Origin of the sequence: Pseudorhodoplanes sp. (assembly GCF_050250235.1) — a bacterium.
Classification (GTDB): Bacteria; Pseudomonadota; Alphaproteobacteria; order Rhizobiales; family Xanthobacteraceae; genus Pseudorhodoplanes.
Map to the genome: position 1 here is coordinate 1 of NZ_JBFWPA010000131.1, position 16,357 is coordinate 16,357.

A 16,357-nucleotide genomic window follows, 5' to 3' on the forward strand; every position below is an offset into this window, starting at 1 on the left:
TTGGTGCGTGCCACCTCGAAGCAGGAGCGAATCGAGGACGGGTTGGCGGTAGAGAAGGCCAGGAAGTCGGTGACGTTTTCCTCGTTGGCCTCATCGTAGATTTCGAAAAAGGCATGCGCGCAGCCTGCGGTCGCGAGCGCGGATTCCCATTCATTGCTCTCGCCGATATAGGCGATCGGCAGCGAGGTAAGGCGTTGCGTCGCTTCCAGAATTCGAGCGAGATATTCGGCGCGCTCGACATAGCGTGCAAGCCAATAGAGGTTATCGGCAGTTCTCGAAAGCATCAGCCGTCCAGCACCCAGGTGTCTTTCGTGCCGCCGCCCTGGCTGGAATTGACCACGAGCGACCCGGCCTTCATTGCAACGCGCGTCAGTCCTCCGGGAACGATCCGGATCTTGTCGCGGCCGGTCAAGACGAAGGGCCGCAGATCGACATGGCGCGGAGCAACGCCCGAATCGACGCAGGTCGGGCAGGTCGAAAGTGCCAGCGTCGGCTGGGCGATGAAGTTTTTCGGCGCAGCCTTCAGCTTGGCCCGGAACGAGGCGATGCTCGCCTTGTCGGCGGCAGGTCCGATCAGCATGCCATAGCCCCCGGAGCCGTGGACCTCCTTGACCACGAGCTGCTCGATATTGTCGAGCACGTAGGACAGGTGCTCCTCCTCCCGGCAGCGCCAGGTCGGCACATTCTTCAGGATCGGCTCCTCGCCGAGGAAGAACTTCACGATGTCGGGCATGTAGCTGTAGACCGCCTTGTCGTCGGCCACGCCGGTACCGACGGCATTGGCAAGCGTCACATTGCCCGTCTGGTACGCTGCCATCAGGCCCGGCACTCCGAGCGCGGAATCGGGGCGGAAGGCAAGAGGATCGAGGAAGTCATCATCGATGCGCCGGTAGATCACGTCGACCCGCTTTGGTCCCTGGGTCGTGCGCATGTAGACCACTTCGCCCTTGACGAACAGGTCGCGGCCCTCGACCAACTCGACGCCGAGCTTGTCGGCAAGGAACGAGTGCTCGTAATAGGCCGAGTTGAATACGCCGGGGGTCAGAAGGACCACGGTTGGCTCTGCGGCGGAGCCCAGCGGCGCGACTGATTGCAGCGTCGCCAGCAACTCGTCCGGATAATTGTCGACCGGCGCGACGCGGTGGCGCGAGAAAAGTTCGGGAAACAGCCGCAGCATGATTTCCCGGTTTTCCAGCATGTAGGAGACCCCCGAAGGGGTGCGCGCGTTGTCCTCCAGCACATAGAAGGTATCGGCATCGACTCGAACGATGTCGATGCCGGCGATGTGCACGTAGATGTCATGCGGCACCTTCTGGCCGTTCATTTCGGGCCGGAAGGCCGGATTCTGGAACACAAGGTCCTCGGGCACGACCCCGGCTCGCATGCATTCACGCTTGCCGTAGATGTCCTTGATGTAGGCATTGATGGCCTTGACCCGCTGCTCCAGGCCGAGCCGGAGCGTGCGCCATTCGGTCCCCGAGAGGATGCGGGGAATGACGTCGAAGGGTATCAGCCGCTCGGTAGCGTCGGCTTCGCCATAAACTGCGAAAGTGATTCCGATCCGCCGGAACAGAACCTCGGCTTCGCGCCGCCTGAAGTCCAGTTCGTCCGGACGAACCTCGGACAGCCAGGACGATAATTGCGCATAGGCGGGCCGGATCTGGCCGTCCACCCCGTTCATTTCGTCGAACGCGACCCGCATGTCCCCCAATGACCCTCCCGGCGGCCATAACGCTGCAAGCTTCGCGCCAGTTCCGCAGGAATGGAAGGGGGTACGGGGCCGCGGTCCTTGCCCACCGAATGAGCGAACCGCTTCGCGGCTGGCACCTTTTCGGTCATTGCCTTGAGCCGCGCGGGCGCGCGCGCTACCAAAGCCGGAGGGAGGAGACCGATGAGCGAGGCAGAGAACGGCGCGCCGGTTACCGCGGCGATCCTGGTCATCGGCGACGAAATCCTGTCCGGCCGGACCAAGGACAAGAATATCGGCTATATAGCGGAATATCTGACCGCGATCGGGGTGGACCTGCGGGAAGTTCGGGTGGTGCCCGATGAGGAGGCGGAAATTGTCGCGGCGCTCAATGCGTTGCGGCATCGCTATAGCTACGTGTTCACCACCGGAGGGATTGGTCCGACCCACGACGACATCACCGCGGACAGCGTGGCAAAGGCATTCGGTGTGCCGATTGACTACGATCCGCGGGCGGTTGCTCTGTTGCGGCAGCGATTCAAGGGATCGGACCTGAATGAAGCCCGCATGCGCATGACCCGCGTCCCGCAGGGCGCCGACCTGGTCACCAACAAGGTGTCGCTGGCGCCCGGATTCTGGATCGGCAATGTGATCGTGATGGCGGGGGTGCCCACCATCATGCAGGCGATGCTGGACGAGGTCGGACCGAAGCTGAAGACCGGCAAGCAGATGCTGTCGGAATCCGTGCGCGCCGATGCGCGCGAAGGCGACATCGGGAGCGAACTGGGTGAGCTTGCACGCGCGCATCCCGATGCGACATTTGGCAGCTACCCGTTTTTCGATGACAGGACCGGGCCGAACACCAATATCGTGATCCGTTCCCGGGACCCGGACAAACTCGCTGCGGCAACGGGCGCCGTGCACGACATGCTACGCGAAGTGAAAGCCCGGCTGAAAGTGTCCTGAGTTCCAACGGGCTTGTGATTCCCGTTTGGCGCGGGAGCGCGCTACCTGCGTTCGTCATGTGGTTCTGTGCAACTCGCATGTTTGCCGGTGCCGCCATTCTGGCGGTGTGGTCGTCTGGGGCCGCCGCGGACGCCTGGACCGTCTTGAAACAACCCGGCGTGATCGCGCTGATCCGTCATGCCGATGCGCCGGGGACCGGCGATCCAAGGGGCTGGCGGCTCGACGATTGCCGCACGCAGCGTAACCTGAGCGAGCGCGGCCGGCGCGAATCTCAATTGCTGGGGGAGGCGTTCCGCGCCAACCGCGTTACGGTCGGGAAGGTGATCGCATCGCAATGGTGCCGCGCGGTCGATACGGCGACGCTGATGCAACTCGGTCCGGTGGACCAACATTCCGCCTTCAACAACGCCTATGTTCTCTTCAACAAGCGCGCGGAACTGACGCGCGCCGCGCGCGCCGTCCTGTCCGGCTGGAATGGCGACGGACTCCTTGTGGTGGTGACCCACGGCGACAATATCGAGTTGCTCACCGGAGTCATGCCGGTGCAGGGCGAAATCGTCGCCGTGCGGCGCGCCGGAGGCGATCCGGCAAAGCTGACGGTGGTCGGCCGGATCAGGCCGGCCCCCGCCAGGACAGGAGGATGAGATGAGACAGCAGGTCTTTCCGCGCCGACATATCATCGGGCTCGGCGCCGGCGCTGTCGCGGCTCTGGCTCTGCCGCGTCTCGCGCTCGGGCAGGAATTGCCGCCGACCCCGGAATGCGGCACTGACCCGAAGGCAACCATTGCGCAGACCGAGGGGCCGTTCTTCAAGCCGAAATCGCCGCTCCGTTCGGACCTGCGCGCGGAACTGAAAGGCACGCCGGTGATGCTGACGGGTTTTGTGCTGACCCGCGAATGCAGGCCGGTCCCGAACGCTCTGGTCGACCTCTGGCATGCCGATGCCGATGGTGAATACGACAACCGCGGTTTCCGCGGCCGCGGTCACCAGTTCACCGACGCGCAGGGCCGTTACCGGTTCGTGACGGTCAAGCCTGCCCGCTATACCGGACGGACCGCGCACTATCACGTCAGGGTGCAGGCTGCGAACCGACCGGTACTGACGACGCAGCTTTATTTCCCCGGCGAGCCGGGCAACCGCCGCGATGGGCTTTACCGGCGGGAGCTGGAGATGACGTTCAGTGGCGCGTCCAACGCCCGCTTCGATTTCGTGCTCGGCGGCGCCTGACCGGCTTCTCTCGCGATTTTTCTGTGGATCGGCAAGGTCCGGCGTTGGCAGCATGTCCGCGTCAAGGCAAGGCGAGGGCGCTGCCGGGGGACAAGCGATGATGATGGCCGAACCGCATCCGACTGCGCCGAAGCATTTTCCGGTGTCGTGGGACCAGTTTCACCGCGATGCCCGGGCGCTCGCCTGGCGGCTTGCCGCGGCTGGGCCGTTCAGCGCGATCGTGTGCGTGACCCGGGGTGGTCTCGTTCCTGCGGCCATCGTCGCACGCGAACTCAATGTGCGGCTGATCGAGACGGTTTGCGTCGAGAGCTATGCCGGCTCCGGTGTTGGACGGCAGGGTGAGCTGCGTGTTCTCAAGGGCATCGCAGACGCTGTGACGAGCGGCTCTCACGGTGGCGGGCAGGGCGTCCTGATCGTCGATGACCTCGTCGATACCGGAAAGACCGCACGCGTGGTGCGCGACCTGATCCCGCAGGCGCATTTCGCCACCGTCTACGCCAAGCCGATGGGCCGGCCCCTGGTCGATACCTTCATCACCGAAGTGTCGCAGGACACCTGGATATTCTTTCCCTGGGATACCGGCCTGGCCTTCATGCCGCCGATCCGCGAGGGCGGGTGAGGCGCTTGCGGCGCAGCATTCGCTGCGCCATGGTGCGGCGCGTTTCCTGGAAGCGGACGTGGCGGAATGGTAGACGCAACGGACTTAAAATCCGTTGAGGGTAACCTCGTGAGGGTTCGAGTCCCTCCGTCCGCACCAAAACAATCGATCCGTATTTTGCCAAGATCGGCCGATATCGATCATCCTTGAATGACTGTTTTCAGAAATCTGCCGATCCAACTCATCGTCTTTGCCACGCTCGCGGTGCCCGCCGTGCTCGGAGGCTGCACGAGCCATGACGTTGTCACCACCGCCACGCGACCCGGCAAGTTCAAGTTCTACAGCTGCGACCAGTTGAACCGTCGCGGGACGGACCTCCTGAAACGGGAGCATGAACTGCAGACGCTGATGCAGCGCGCCAAGGAGGGGGCGGGCGGAGATCTCGTCATCGCCGTGGCGTACCGGAACGAATACAATATCACCCAGGGCGATCTGCGCGAGATTGAAATCAGCGGCGCCGAGAAAAGGTGCAGCCTGACCTTCCGCAGTGTGAGCGAGCGGGCGGTGCGCTAGTCTAGCCCGTCACCCATCCAAGTCCATCCAAGCCGACACCAGCCAGGCTGACGCACAACCAAGCTGACGCACAGTGGAACAAAATCCGGATTGATGCGATTATGGTGACCGGACCTGGGTCCGAGTCGTTTGCCTCGTTGGATTGAAAGGATCGGCCATGGGCCCCCTGATCGGCATTCTCATCACGTTTCTGGTCGTCATCCTCGTCCTCTATCTCGTCAACATGCTCCCGATCGACGGCCGCGCGAAACAGATCGTGCGCATCATCGTCATCATCATCGGTGTGCTGTCGCTTCTGAAATATCTCGCTGTGTTCTGAGCGGGTAACCGCCGCTAAAGGCTGATCCTGCGCAGCCGCAAGGCATTGCCGACGACACTGACCGACGACAATGCCATTGCCGCCGCTGCGACGATCGGGGACAGCAAGATTCCGAATGCGGGGTAGAGCAGCCCCGCCGCGACCGGCACCCCGGCGGCGTTGTAGACAAACGCGAAGAAAAGGTTCTGACGGATGTTGCGCATCACCGCTTCCGACAGGCAGCGGGCGCGCACGATTCCGGTCAGGTCGCCCTTCAGCAGCGTGATGCCGGCGCTCTCGATCGCGACGTCGGTGCCGGTGCCCATCGCGATGCCGACATCGGCCGCAGCGAGCGCCGGCGCGTCGTTGACTCCGTCGCCCGCCATCGCAACCACCCGTCCGGCATTGCGCAGCCTTTCCACCACCGCGGCCTTGCCGTCCGGAAGGACCTCGGCCTCGACATCCGTGATGCCGAGGCTCTTTGCGACCGCCTGAGCCGTGATGCGGTTATCGCCGGTCAGCATGACCACGCGAACATGGTCGGAGCGCAGCGATTCCAGCGCCGCGCGGGTTTCGGGTTTGATCGGATCGGAAATGGCGAGCAGGCCCGCCGCGATTCCGTCCACGGCGACGAATACGACGGTCGCGCCATCGCCGCGCATCCGGTCCGCCTCGGTGTGCAGCGGATCCGTGTCGATCCTAAATTCGGACAGGAACGGGGCGCTGCCGATTGCGACCTGACGCCCGTCGACGGTGCCGACCGCGCCCTTGCCGGTCGGCGAATCGAAGCCGTCGACCCTTGCCAGCGCGAGCTTTCGGTCCTTGGCCGCGGCAACGATCGCGGCTGCAATGGGGTGTTCGCTGGCGGCCTCGACGCTGGCTGCAACCTGCAATATTTCGTCCTCGGAAAATCCGACGGCAGCAACCATCCCGGTCAGCGCCGGCCGCCCCTCGGTCAGCGTACCGGTCTTGTCGATGACAAGGGTATCGACTTTCTCCATGCGCTCCAGGGCTTCGGCATTCTTGATCAGCACGCCCCCCTGTGCGCCGCGTCCGACGCCCACCATGATCGACATCGGCGTCGCCAGTCCGAGGGCACATGGGCAGGCAATGATCAGCACCGAAACCGCGGCGACTAGCCCGTAGGCGAAGCGCGGTTCAGGCCCGAAAGTCGCCCAGGCCGCAAACGCCGCAATCGCGACCGCGATCACCAGCGGCACGAACCAGCCGGAGACCTGATCGGCGAGACGCTGGATCGGCGCACGCGAGCGCTGCGCCTGAGCGACCATCTGCACGATGCGCGCGAGCAGGGTATCGCGGCCGACCTGCTCCGCACGGAACACGAAGGAGCCGCTGCGGTTGATGGTGCCGCCGATCACCGTGGCGCCCACATCCTTCGTCACCGGCATCGACTCGCCCGTCACCATGGATTCGTCGATGGTCGAGCGGCCATCGATCACCTCGCCATCCACCGGCACCTTCTCGCCCGGGCGCACCCGGATGCGGTCGCCGGCTGCGATCTCGTCGATTGGAATTTCGTGCTCACTTTCGTCGTCGCCGATGCGGCGGGCTGATTTCGGGGCAAGGTCGAGCAGCGCCTTGATCGCGCCGGAAGTCGCTTCGCGCGCACGCAGCTCCAGCACCTGCCCAAGAAGGACAAGCACGGTGATGACCGCCGCGGACTCGAAATATACCGCAACCGACCCGTCATGGCCGCGGAAGGCCGCCGGAAACAGGTTCGGCGCGAAGGTTGCGACCACGCTGTAGAGCCAGGCCACGCCGGTGCCGAGCGCGATCAGCGTGAACATGTTGAGGTTGCGGGTCACGAGCGAGTGCCAGCCGCGCTCGAAGAACGGCCATCCAGCCCACAGCACGACGGGAGTGGCCAGCGCGAACTGAATCAGGTTCGACCATGGCTGCGGCACCAGCCCATGGCCGCCGACCAGATGCGATCCCATTTCCAGTGCGAAGACCGGGATAGCGAGCGCAAGCCCGATCCAGAACCGCCGTGACATGTCGGCCAGTTCCGGATTGGGGCCGCTCTCCGCCGTAACCAGTTCGGGCTCCAGCGCCATGCCGCAGATCGGGCAGGAGCCGGGTCCGACCTGCCGGATCTGCGGATGCATCGGGCAGGTATAGATCGTGCCTTCCGGCACCGGTTCGGTGTCGCGCGACTCCGGCGACAGGTATTTGTCCGGATCGGCGATGAATTTGGTGCGGCAGCCGGCCGAACAGAAATAATAGGTGCGGCCCAGATGGTCGTGACGGTGCCTGGCGTTATGCGGCTCCACCGCCATGCCGCAGACCGGATCGCGCACGGCATCCTCGGCGGATCGATGGCTGTGACCCTGCTGGTCGTGCTTTACGTTGCAGCATCCGTCGTGATGCTGATGGTTGGGGTTGTCATGCGCCATGGTTCTGCTCTTGCAACCTATACCCGGTAGGGGTATATAGCCGTCATGCAGACGGACGCCAAGACCCAGGTCACGAAAAGGCTGCAGCGGATCGAGGGGCAGGTGCGCGGCCTCGCGCGGATGGTCGACGAAGACCGCTATTGCATCGATATCGTGACCCAGATTTCCGCGGTCCGTGCGGCATTGCGGCGCGTGGAGGAAGAGGTGCTGCGCGACCATGTTGCGCATTGCATCGAGGGCGCGATCGCCTCGGGCAACCGCGCGGACCAGCGCAGGAAGATCGCGGAACTGATGGACGTGCTGGGACGGTCGGACCGGTAGCAGTTTGTCATTCCGGGGCTCGCGCGGAACCCGGAATGACGCGGCCTAACCGAACCTTTTCCGCGCCAGCCTTGCCCCGTCGCCCAGCGCCTTCAGCTTGGCTTCGGCGACCGCGCGATTCATCGGCGCCATCCCGCAATTGGTGCAGGCGACGATCCGCTCCCTCGGTACGTATTGCATCGCGGCCTCGATGGTCGCGGCGACATCCTCCGGCGTTTCGACGTCGTCGGTGGCAACGTCAATCACGCCGACCAGAACGTCCTTGCCCTTCAGCAATTCGAGCAGCGACAGCGGCACTTTTGAATTGCGGCATTCGACAGACACCTGATCGATGCGGCTCCCGGCCAGTGCCGGGAAAACTTCCTCGTATTGCCGCCATTCCTGCCCGAGGCTGCTCTTCCAGTCGACATTGGCCTTGATGCCGTACCCGTAGCAGATATGCACCGCGGTCTTGCAGGAAAGCCCGGCAATCGCGCGATGCAGCGCCTCGATCCCCCAGTCGGAAACCTCGCGCATGAATACGTTGAAGGCGGGTTCGTCGAACTGGATCACGTCGACGCCGTCTTGCTCGAGCGCGCGTGCTTCCGCATTGAGGCAATCGGCGAAAGCGAAAGCCATGCTTGCCCGATCGCCGTAATGGCGGTCGGCAACGGTGTCGGCGATGGTCATCGGGCCGGGCAGGGTGAATTTCAGTTTCCGCGTCGTATGCGTGCGCGCGGCCTTCGCCTCCGGGGCGTGGACGCGACCCTTCACGCGCAGCGGCGCGGTGACCACCGGCACCATCGCCTTGTAGCGATTGTCGCGGATTCCCATTTCAACCTTGTTCGCGAAGTCGATACCGTCGATGCGCTCCAGAAATCCGTGGACGAAATGCTGCCGCGCCTGCTCGCCGTCGCAGACGATGTCGATGCCGCAATCCTCCTGCAGCTTCACCGCGAGGATGGTGGCGTCGCGCTTGCCTTCCTCGAGCGCTTCGCCCTGCAGGTGCCAGCTTGCCCAAAGCTTTTCGGGTTCGGCGAGCCATGACGGCTTTGGCAGGCTGCCTGCAATCGTGGTCTGGAACATGCGAATCCCCGGTAGACCGGATCAGTCCGGCCGCCAATCATAAAGCCAGTCATAGCGCGCGCGAAGCCGCTCGCCGCCCATGCTCCGCATCGCGACGTTGCGGGCAACAGCGGAGAGCCCGGCGAGATGGTAGACGCGGCTGTTGGCGCGCGCCTCCTGCTGGACCCGGCGGACGCGGGCACGTCGCATCGACTCGTAACGCCGCATGCCTTGCTCCGGATCGGCGGAATCCTGGGCAAGGCAGGCGCCCAGGATGGCGGCGTCCTCGATCGCCATGGCCGCGCCTTGTGCGAGGAAAGGCAGCATCGGATGGGCGGCGTCTCCGACCAGGGTCACCGGGCCATGGCCGCGAAATCCAAGATCGCTGCGGTCGAACAACGCCCATTTGATCCATGTCTCGGGGAGTTCCAGCAGATCGCGGGCGGCTTTTGCCCAGCGCTCCCTCGAAAAGTGGCGCAGCAATTCGTCGCGCGCTGCCGTCGCCGACCAGCCTGGCGCGTCCCAGCGGTCGCGCACGATCGCAACGATGTTGACCAGCCGGCCGCCCCGAACCGGGTAATGCACGAGGTGCGCGTTGCGCCCGAGCCACAGCCGCGTCACCGGGCGGCGAGCCTCGTCCGGCAGCGCGGCGGCGGGCAGCATCGCCCGCCACGCGGTCCGGTGACGGAAGATCGGTTTGGAGCGATCGCCGAGCTGCAACCGGATTGCCGACCAGATCCCGTCGGCGCCGATCATGGCCGGTACCCGCTCTTCGCTGATGCCGCGGTCGTCGCGCAATTGGGCGGTCACCCCGTTCGAATGGATGGCAAAATCCTCGACACGGGTTGCCAGCTTCAGGACGATATCCGGATGTTCCGCCACGGCGTCCGCCAGCGCTGTTTGCAGGTCGCCGCGGTGAAGCATCCAATAGGGCGCTCCGTAACGGAAGGCCATGGCCTGACCGATCGGCATGAAGGCGATTTCGGCCCCCGATCGTGCGCTTCGGATCGACAAGCCCTCAGGAACCACCGCGCTGGGGGCAAGCCGCTCGGCGATCCCGAGCGTTTGCAGGATGCGGGTGGCGTTGGGCGACAACTGAATGCCGGCGCCGGCGTCTCCGAGTGCCGCCGCCTGTTCGGCAATCAGGACGCGATATCCCGCACCCGCGAGCGTCAGCGCCGAGGTCAGCCCGCCAATTCCGGCACCCGCGATCAGAATCGTGCGCGATGAGGCCATGGCGGCCTGCGAACGGCGTCAGGCGGCCTGCGGGTCCATCCAGGAACAACCAGCGGGGCGCGAGGCGGTTGCGCCGAGCGTCGGATCGTATCGGAACAGCGTCGAGCAATATTCGCAGATGATTTCGTTGTCGTCCCCCATGTCGCAAAAGATATGGGGATGATCGAACGGCGGCCGCGCGCCGATGCACATGAATTCCTTCGATCCGACGTCGATCACCGCCTCGCCCGGTTCGTTGTGGAAGTGCGGAACGGCGTGATCAGCCATGGTCCAAGCCTTCGATTCTGCGCATGTTGGGACTTGTGCGCGGCACAATAGCGACCGCGATGGCTGAATCAATGCCCGTTAACCAGCCGAGGCCGCACCCAGGCAACCCCTGCCGGTTATTGGCGTTGGTCCTTGAAAAGTTCCACAATTGCGACATTTTTGGATTGACAGAACAAGGCGCAGAGACCGCTCCCATGCACCTCCCAGAGCCCCCGGCCGGGCCAATGCGGTCGGCCTTCCTGCGCATGCGCCTTTTGATCATCGCGGCAGGCGTTTGCGGGATCGCCGCGCTTGCGCTGCTGCCGCCGGCGCTCGAATCGGGCTGGCTTCTGCTGGTGCAGGACGATCCCGCCGCATTGGCCGATCGCAAACTGGCGCGCAGTTTCAACAGCGAGGTTGCGGCCCGCGAAATCGAGGCGGCGCTGGCGGCTGACGACGCCGAACTGGCGTCAAGCTTTGTCGAACTGGCGCGCGACCGCAACATCGCAGTCGCGCCGGACCTGATCGCGAAAGTCGACGCGGCGGTCGAGAAGGCATCGGGCGCTTTCAGGACCGCGGAGAATTTCACCCGCGGCCTGATTGTCGGCGAGCCGGACGACCTCGTCGGTCTTGCAGGTACCGCTCTGGGTGATCTGTTTGTCTTCGGTGACGTTCGGGACGCCGTGCGCGAGGGCTCGCGCTACGCGCAGGGAAAGGAAGTCGACCCCCTGATCCTGGGCCTGTCAGCGGTCGGCATCGCGATCACTGCCGGAACTTACGCCTCTCTCGGCGCCGGTACGCCCGCGCGCGTCGGGCTCTCGCTGGTGAAGGCCGCGCGCAAAACCGGGCGTATCTCCGCGCGAATGGCGCGGTCGGTGACACGCACCTTGCGGTCGGTGATTGACGGTCCGGCGCTGCGCAAGGCGATGAGCGGGGCTTCGCTGGCGAGTCCGGCGATGACAGCAAGGGCGGTCCGCGAGGCGGTCAAGATCGAGAAGGCCGACGACCTGTTCCGGCTCACGCGAAGTGTCGGCGACGTGCAGGCCAAGGCCGGCACACGAGCGGCCCTTGATGGATTGAAGATTTCGGATTCGCCGCGCCAGATGGCCCGCGTCGCCAAGCTGGCGGAAAAGCAAGGTGGCAAGACCCGCGCGATCCTGAAACTCCTGGGACGCGGTGCGATCGCGCTGTCGGTCGCGGCCTTCGACCTGTCTCTGTGGGTCCTGTGGGCTGCCCTCACCATTTTCGGCTTCGTTTCGGCCACCAAGGGAGCTGTCGAGCGGGCGACCTGGCGAGGCCTCCAGCGCCGCAAGGTGCGCCGCGCGAGACGGGAACTTGAGCAACAGCGGCGCTTGGCAATCGCGGGGGCGCAGGGGTAGGTTCCGGCCGCTTTCACGCGGTCGGTAGAAATCCCATGCCAAGCTTCGCAAACGGCGCCGTCGAGATCGCCTACCTCGACGAAGGCGAGGGTGATCCGATCCTTCTGGTTCATGGCTTTGCGTCGAACCGCGAGGTCAATTGGGCCTATCCCGGCTGGGTCTCGACGCTCACACGCGCCGGCCGGCGCGTCATAGCCCTCGACAATCGCGGACACGGCCAATCGAGCAAGCTCTATGACCCGGCAGCGTATCATACCAGCAAGATGGCTGACGACGTTCGTGCGCTGCTCGATCATCTCGCGATCGAGCGCGCCGATATTTTCGGCTATTCCATGGGTGCGCGCATCAGCGCATTTTTCGCTGCGGCGCATCCCGACCGCGTGCGTTCGGCAATCCTTGGCGGGCTCGGCTACAAGCTGATCGACGGTGTCGGGCTTCCGGAAGCGATTGCGGAGGCTTTGGAGGCGCCGTCACTTGCGGATGTCCGCGATCCGATCGGACGCACGTTTCGCGCCTTCGCCGATCAGACGAGGTCTGACCTGCGAGCGCTTGCGGCCTGTATCCGCGGGTCGCGACAGGTCATGACGCTCGACGAGGTTTCGAAGATTGCGGCGCCCATGTTGATCGCGGTCGGCTCAAAAGACGATGTTGCCGGTTCCGCCGGCAAACTCGCCGCCGTCATGCGCAACGCCCGTGCGCTCGAAATTCCCGGACGCGATCATATGCTGGCTGTGGGCGACAAGCTGTTCAAAACCGCGGTTGTGCAATTTCTGAACGAGAGGCAGTAAGGGCGCGTATGACCAAGCATGTAACGCCGGAAACCGCGATCTTCACCGGGGCGAGCGGCAATCGCCTCGTCAGCGACGTGTTTGGCGATACCGGGCGGACGGTCATGCTGCTACATGGTGGCGGCCAGACTCGACATGCCTGGCGGGCAACAGCCGCGGAACTCGCGCGCAGGGGCTGGACCGCTTATGCGATCGACCAGCGCGGTCACGGCGATTCCGAATGGGTCGCAGACGGAGCCTATTCGTTCTCCGATTTTGCTCATGACGTAAAGGCGGTTGCCGCCGAACTCGCTGGCCGGGGCAACGGCCGGCCCGCGGCGATTGGTGCTTCGATGGGAGGCATCGCCTCGATGCTTGCCGAGGGCGAAGCCTTCCGGGATGCGCATGAGCACATATTGTCGGCGCTGGTGCTGGTCGATATCACGCCGCGCGTCGATTACGATGGCGTCGACAAGGTGCAGGGCTTCATGCGTGCCCACGCCAGGGAAGGCTTCGCCACGGTCGACGAAGCTGCCGATGCGGTCGCTCAATATCTGCCGCACCGACCCCGCCCGAAAAACTCGGAGGGGCTGAAGAAAAATCTCAGGCTGGGGCCGGATGGACGCTGGCGCTGGCATTGGGACCCCCGCTTCATGGATGGGCGTCGTCGTTTCGATCCCGATCGCAGCCGCATGGAGGCATCGATGCTCGATGCGGCCCGTAACATTCGCGTCCCGGCATTGCTGGTCCGCGGCGGCTCGTCCGAACTCGTCCAGGAGGCGCATGCGCGCGAATTTCTCGAACTCGTGCCGCACGCGGAATATGTCGATGTGGGCGGCGCCCGGCACATGGTCGCGGGCGACGCGAACGATCACTTTTCGTCCGCGGTGATCGATTTTCTCGCGCGCGCTCCCCAGGAATGAGTTTCCTGAAAAGCCGAGTGTTGCGAGACACATAGCACGATAGAGTAGAATATTATTCTACAATCATCCGGAAACCACACCCCAGACCGGCGAAACCGCGGGGTGGCGGAGGTCTTTTTTGACGTTTATGTGTTTAGCCGAAATTCAAAGAGGCAGTTGTGATGGCGCATTATCAGGTCAAACCCGCCCAGGCGGTCCGGAAGGTTGATCCAGTCTGGGCGAAGGTTCGCGAGGAGGCCGATGCGATCGTGCGCGCGGAGCCTGCGCTGGCGACCTTCATCTATTCCACCATCCTGCATCACGACGCCCTGGAAGAGGCGGTGGTGCATCGAGCCTCCGAGCGCCTCGATCATCAGGATGTCTCGGCTGAAATGATCCGGCAGGCCTATGCCGATGCGCTCGCGGACGAGCCTTCGATCGGCGATGCCTTCCGCGCCGACATCGTTGCCACCATCGACCGCGACCCAGCGACCAACCGCTTCATCGAGCCCGTGCTTTACTACAAGGGCTTCCACGCCATCGTCACCCATCGCCTGGCGCATTGGCTTTATCGTCAGGGGCGAAAGGATTTCGCCTATTACCTGCAGAGCCGTTCGTCGGCGGTGTTCCAGTGCGACATTCATCCCGATGCAAAGATCGGACGCGGCATATTCATTGATCACGCGACCGGGATCGTGATCGGCGAGACGGCCGTGGTCGATGACGACGTGTCGATGCTGCATGGCGTGACGCTCGGCGGCACCGGCAAGGAAGACGGTGACCGACACCCGAAAATCCGCCGCGGCGTGCTGCTGGGCGCGGGAGCGAAGGTTCTCGGCAATATCGAAGTCGGCCATTGTGCACGCGTGGCGTCCGGCTCGGTGGTGATCAAGCCGGTTCCGAACAATGTCACGGTTGCCGGCGTACCGGCCCGTGTGGTCGGTACGGCAGGTTGTGCGGAGCCGTCGCGCCGGATGGACATGCTGTTCGACGTCGGCAATTGACCAAGACCCGATCAGATACGGCTTTGCCTGCGGCTGCGTGCTGACGTATGGAGTGACACTTGCGTAGGCTGAGCCTGCGTTTCGAACCGTAGGCGAGGGAGCGACCGTGGACGTCCAGGAAATCAAGAAAATCGACGCGTATCTGAAGCGGTTGTTCGACAACCCGAGGATTCGAGTTGTGCCGCGCCCGAAGAAGGATGATTCCGCTGAGGTCTATATCGGCGAAGAATTCATCGGCGTGCTGTTCGTCGACGATGAGGATGACGACAAGTCCTATAATTTCCAGATGGCGATTCTGGAGACCGATCTGGAGCCATAGTCTGTTGGGGCTGTCGGCGCAGCGTCATCGCCTGATGCCGCTGAAAGTCTGCAAGTGGGCTCACGTGTCTCCAGCGAAGCCTCTATCGCGGCATTCCCCTGAGCGACTTCATCAACGTATCCAGACCCTGCGACACGGTCTGCCATTCCGACAGCCATGCGCGCGGAAAGCGGGCCGTGACATCGGCCTGTTCGATCCGCCTTTCGAACAGGCAGACACCGATCGCGCCGCCGGCGCCGTCGCGCGTGCAGCGGACCATGAAACGCCCTGGATTGCGATCGTCGTAAAGAATGTCCTCGCCCTGATACGGCGTACCTTCGCGGAAGGGCCGGAGCGCAAGGCCGTCCGGGGTGGTCGCGATGCTGGGTTCGAGATAACGCGGATAGATCGTGTTGAAACGCTCGAGCGGCGGGAGCGTGTTGCCGTAGCCCGCAATGGTAAGGAAAATGCGGTCAATCGCTCCGGGCGATGACGGCGGCGCCGCCTTCACGGCGGGATCCGGCGGCGTCAGTGATGGCCACAGAAAAACCAGGTCGACCCGTTCATGGGTACCGGGCTTGCGCTGAACCTTGTTTCGAATGGCGGCGGGGGGAACGTTGAAATTGACGCCGCTTACCGTGATCGGAAGCGCTGGGGCATCAAGCATCATACCCGCAGCGGGCCAGCGCGGCCACAACAGATAGGTCACCCAGGTTCCGGCTCCGATCACCCCAGCGAGGAAAATCGCGATGGGCAGCCACAGCAGGCTGCGCGGCCGCGGCGCGCGGCGTGACCGCCGGGGAGGAGATGCACGGTGCGTATGAGTCATGGCCATGGAGCGTCTCCGGGCGGTCCCGCGCGAATCGCGTCGAGTATAGGCGCGCCCGGCATGCGGTTCTTCGGGAAGATTTTTTCGGCGTTTACCCTTTCACAACGAAGTCTCGGAACTTTCGCTGTAGAATCAATGCGAAAAGTAGGGGCAGTGTATCACCCGTTTCACACTACGTTCTCACGCCTTACGTTCGCGTCTTGTTCCGATGCTCCGACCGGAGCCGCATTACGTTCGCCGTCTTGCCGGCGTCGCCTCGGGAATACCGCTGCGTCATGCCGATGTCGCTGTGGGTTGCCGCGTGCCGGACGTGTTCCAGGTCGGCCCCTGCGTCCGTCGCCTCGGTAATCGCCCCGGCGCGGCTGTCCATGTTTCGAACGCTCTTGGGGATGCCGCAGTCGTTGGCGAGCCCCCGCCACGCCTGCCGGAAATAGGTCTGGTTCCACGGCCGGCCGGTTTTCTCATAGACGATCACCGGGCCGGAGGCGGGAAGGCCAGCCGGGAATTGTGTGGTCAGTTCGTCCATAACCATGGGCGCGTCCCGCAGGCCTACTTCAATCGGTTTGCC

Annotated in this window: 19 protein-coding genes, 1 tRNA gene and 1 pseudogene; 13 read left to right on the top strand and 8 right to left on the bottom strand. The window is 64.0% G+C overall.

Going from position 1 to position 16,357, the window contains the following annotated elements; genetic code table 11:
- Together AB7F49_RS31985 and AB7F49_RS31990 are read right to left on the bottom strand one after the other, a co-directional pair.
- Window positions 1-284 (bottom strand): alpha-E domain-containing protein (locus AB7F49_RS31985; protein ID WP_428529879.1); only part of this gene is annotated, 284 nt, incomplete at its 3' end.
- Entirely contained in the window at window positions 284-1,702 is a 1,419-nt protein-coding gene (locus AB7F49_RS31990; RefSeq protein ID WP_428529880.1) for a circularly permuted type 2 ATP-grasp protein, read from the bottom strand. The genes AB7F49_RS31990 and AB7F49_RS31985, both read right to left, overlap by 1 nt.
- Before the next feature lie 189 nt (window positions 1,703-1,891).
- Here AB7F49_RS31990 and AB7F49_RS31995 point away from each other — a divergent pair, with 189 nt between their 5' ends.
- The 7 genes from AB7F49_RS31995 (at window position 1,892) to AB7F49_RS32025 (ending at window position 5,370) form a co-directional block, all read left to right on the top strand.
- Window positions 1,892-2,653, top strand: a complete 762-nt coding sequence (locus tag AB7F49_RS31995; RefSeq protein WP_428529881.1) for a competence/damage-inducible protein A — start codon at window positions 1,892-1,894, stop codon at window positions 2,651-2,653.
- A 77-nt stretch (window positions 2,654-2,730) separates the two neighbouring features.
- Window positions 2,731-3,297, top strand: coding sequence for a histidine phosphatase family protein (locus tag AB7F49_RS32000; RefSeq protein WP_428529882.1), 567 nt, complete (start codon window positions 2,731-2,733; stop codon window positions 3,295-3,297).
- A 1-nt stretch (window position 3,298) separates the two neighbouring features.
- A complete protein-coding gene (locus AB7F49_RS32005) occupies window positions 3,299-3,880 on the top strand; it encodes an intradiol ring-cleavage dioxygenase (RefSeq protein ID WP_428529883.1) in 582 nt (193 codons plus the stop codon).
- A 97-nt stretch (window positions 3,881-3,977) separates the two neighbouring features.
- Entirely contained in the window at window positions 3,978-4,499 is a 522-nt protein-coding gene (gene gpt, locus AB7F49_RS32010) for a xanthine phosphoribosyltransferase (RefSeq protein WP_428529884.1), read from the top strand.
- 52 nt (window positions 4,500-4,551) lie between these two features.
- A tRNA-Leu gene (locus AB7F49_RS32015) sits at window positions 4,552-4,637 on the top strand.
- A 51-nt stretch (window positions 4,638-4,688) separates the two neighbouring features.
- On the top strand, window positions 4,689-5,051 hold the full coding sequence (locus AB7F49_RS32020; protein ID WP_428529885.1) for a hypothetical protein: 363 nt from the start codon (window positions 4,689-4,691) through the stop codon (window positions 5,049-5,051).
- 157 nt (window positions 5,052-5,208) lie between these two features.
- Window positions 5,209-5,370 carry a Thivi_2564 family membrane protein gene (locus tag AB7F49_RS32025; protein WP_428529886.1) on the top strand — a complete coding sequence of 54 codons (162 nt, stop codon included), beginning with the start codon at window positions 5,209-5,211 and terminating at the stop codon, window positions 5,368-5,370.
- Between the two features lie 14 nt (window positions 5,371-5,384).
- On the opposite strand, the gene AB7F49_RS32030 is transcribed toward AB7F49_RS32025, so the two are convergent.
- Complete coding sequence (locus AB7F49_RS32030; protein WP_428529887.1) at window positions 5,385-7,763, bottom strand: heavy metal translocating P-type ATPase; 2,379 nt, start codon at window positions 7,761-7,763, stop codon at window positions 5,385-5,387.
- A 45-nt stretch (window positions 7,764-7,808) separates the two neighbouring features.
- Between AB7F49_RS32030 and AB7F49_RS32035 the strand changes: the two genes are divergently transcribed.
- Window positions 7,809-8,084, top strand: coding sequence for a metal-sensitive transcriptional regulator (locus tag AB7F49_RS32035; protein ID WP_428529888.1), 276 nt, complete (start codon window positions 7,809-7,811; stop codon window positions 8,082-8,084).
- Between the two features lie 45 nt (window positions 8,085-8,129).
- On the opposite strand, the gene AB7F49_RS32040 is transcribed toward AB7F49_RS32035, so the two are convergent.
- Genes AB7F49_RS32040 through AB7F49_RS32050 form a run of 3 tightly spaced genes read right to left on the bottom strand, consistent with a single transcriptional unit; the run spans window position 8,130 to window position 10,631 of the window.
- A complete protein-coding gene (locus AB7F49_RS32040; RefSeq protein ID WP_428529889.1) occupies window positions 8,130-9,149 on the bottom strand; it encodes a methionine synthase in 1,020 nt (339 codons plus the stop codon).
- A gap of 21 nt (window positions 9,150-9,170) precedes the next feature.
- Window positions 9,171-10,364 (bottom strand): FAD-dependent monooxygenase, encoded by a 1,194-nt coding sequence (locus AB7F49_RS32045; protein ID WP_428529890.1) that lies wholly within the window; start codon window positions 10,362-10,364, stop codon window positions 9,171-9,173.
- Window positions 10,365-10,382: 18 nt separating this feature from the next.
- A complete protein-coding gene (locus AB7F49_RS32050; RefSeq protein ID WP_428529891.1) occupies window positions 10,383-10,631 on the bottom strand; it encodes a zinc-finger domain-containing protein in 249 nt (82 codons plus the stop codon).
- A 245-nt stretch (window positions 10,632-10,876) separates the two neighbouring features.
- On the opposite strand from AB7F49_RS32050, the gene AB7F49_RS32055 reads away from it, so the two are divergent.
- From AB7F49_RS32055 to AB7F49_RS32075, 5 genes are all read left to right on the top strand, one after another.
- The gene (locus tag AB7F49_RS32055) at window positions 10,877-11,989 is read left to right on the top strand and encodes a hypothetical protein (RefSeq protein ID WP_428529892.1); all 1,113 of its coding nucleotides are present in this window, start codon (window positions 10,877-10,879) and stop codon (window positions 11,987-11,989) included.
- A 35-nt stretch (window positions 11,990-12,024) separates the two neighbouring features.
- The gene (locus AB7F49_RS32060) at window positions 12,025-12,777 is read left to right on the top strand and encodes an alpha/beta fold hydrolase (protein ID WP_428529893.1); all 753 of its coding nucleotides are present in this window, start codon (window positions 12,025-12,027) and stop codon (window positions 12,775-12,777) included.
- A gap of 8 nt (window positions 12,778-12,785) precedes the next feature.
- Window positions 12,786-13,679: an alpha/beta fold hydrolase gene (locus AB7F49_RS32065; RefSeq protein WP_428529894.1), complete on the top strand. Its 894-nt coding sequence runs from the start codon at window positions 12,786-12,788 to the stop codon at window positions 13,677-13,679.
- 161 nt (window positions 13,680-13,840) lie between these two features.
- Window positions 13,841-14,662 carry a serine O-acetyltransferase gene (cysE, locus tag AB7F49_RS32070; protein WP_428529895.1) on the top strand — a complete coding sequence of 274 codons (822 nt, stop codon included), beginning with the start codon at window positions 13,841-13,843 and terminating at the stop codon, window positions 14,660-14,662.
- Window positions 14,663-14,768: 106 nt separating this feature from the next.
- Entirely contained in the window at window positions 14,769-14,981 is a 213-nt protein-coding gene (locus AB7F49_RS32075; protein ID WP_428529896.1) for a DUF3126 family protein, read from the top strand.
- An 82-nt stretch (window positions 14,982-15,063) separates the two neighbouring features.
- On the opposite strand, the gene AB7F49_RS32080 is transcribed toward AB7F49_RS32075, so the two are convergent.
- The gene (locus AB7F49_RS32080) at window positions 15,064-15,795 is read right to left on the bottom strand and encodes a hypothetical protein (RefSeq protein WP_428529897.1); all 732 of its coding nucleotides are present in this window, start codon (window positions 15,793-15,795) and stop codon (window positions 15,064-15,066) included.
- A 181-nt stretch (window positions 15,796-15,976) separates the two neighbouring features.
- Window positions 15,977-16,357 (bottom strand): annotated as a pseudogene (locus tag AB7F49_RS32085) (hypothetical protein); the annotation flags it as partial.

Coding starts and splice junctions, on each gene's coding strand:
- AB7F49_RS31990 (WP_428529880.1), bottom strand. CDS start 1,702: ATGCGGGTCGCGTTCGACGAAATGAACGGGGTGGACGGCCAGATCCGG.
- AB7F49_RS31995 (WP_428529881.1), top strand. CDS start 1,892: ATGAGCGAGGCAGAGAACGGCGCGCCGGTTACCGCGGCGATCCTGGTC.
- AB7F49_RS32000 (WP_428529882.1), top strand. CDS start 2,731: ATGTTTGCCGGTGCCGCCATTCTGGCGGTGTGGTCGTCTGGGGCCGCC.
- AB7F49_RS32005 (WP_428529883.1), top strand. CDS start 3,299: ATGAGACAGCAGGTCTTTCCGCGCCGACATATCATCGGGCTCGGCGCC.
- gpt (WP_428529884.1), top strand. CDS start 3,978: ATGATGATGGCCGAACCGCATCCGACTGCGCCGAAGCATTTTCCGGTG.
- AB7F49_RS32020 (WP_428529885.1), top strand. CDS start 4,689: ATGACTGTTTTCAGAAATCTGCCGATCCAACTCATCGTCTTTGCCACG.
- AB7F49_RS32025 (WP_428529886.1), top strand. CDS start 5,209: ATGGGCCCCCTGATCGGCATTCTCATCACGTTTCTGGTCGTCATCCTC.
- AB7F49_RS32030 (WP_428529887.1), bottom strand. CDS start 7,763: ATGGCGCATGACAACCCCAACCATCAGCATCACGACGGATGCTGCAAC.
- AB7F49_RS32035 (WP_428529888.1), top strand. CDS start 7,809: ATGCAGACGGACGCCAAGACCCAGGTCACGAAAAGGCTGCAGCGGATC.
- AB7F49_RS32040 (WP_428529889.1), bottom strand. CDS start 9,149: ATGTTCCAGACCACGATTGCAGGCAGCCTGCCAAAGCCGTCATGGCTC.
- AB7F49_RS32045 (WP_428529890.1), bottom strand. CDS start 10,364: ATGGCCTCATCGCGCACGATTCTGATCGCGGGTGCCGGAATTGGCGGG.
- AB7F49_RS32050 (WP_428529891.1), bottom strand. CDS start 10,631: ATGGCTGATCACGCCGTTCCGCACTTCCACAACGAACCGGGCGAGGCG.
- AB7F49_RS32055 (WP_428529892.1), top strand. CDS start 10,877: ATGCGCCTTTTGATCATCGCGGCAGGCGTTTGCGGGATCGCCGCGCTT.
- AB7F49_RS32060 (WP_428529893.1), top strand. CDS start 12,025: ATGCCAAGCTTCGCAAACGGCGCCGTCGAGATCGCCTACCTCGACGAA.
- AB7F49_RS32065 (WP_428529894.1), top strand. CDS start 12,786: ATGACCAAGCATGTAACGCCGGAAACCGCGATCTTCACCGGGGCGAGC.
- cysE (WP_428529895.1), top strand. CDS start 13,841: ATGGCGCATTATCAGGTCAAACCCGCCCAGGCGGTCCGGAAGGTTGAT.
- AB7F49_RS32080 (WP_428529897.1), bottom strand. CDS start 15,795: ATGGCCATGACTCATACGCACCGTGCATCTCCTCCCCGGCGGTCACGC.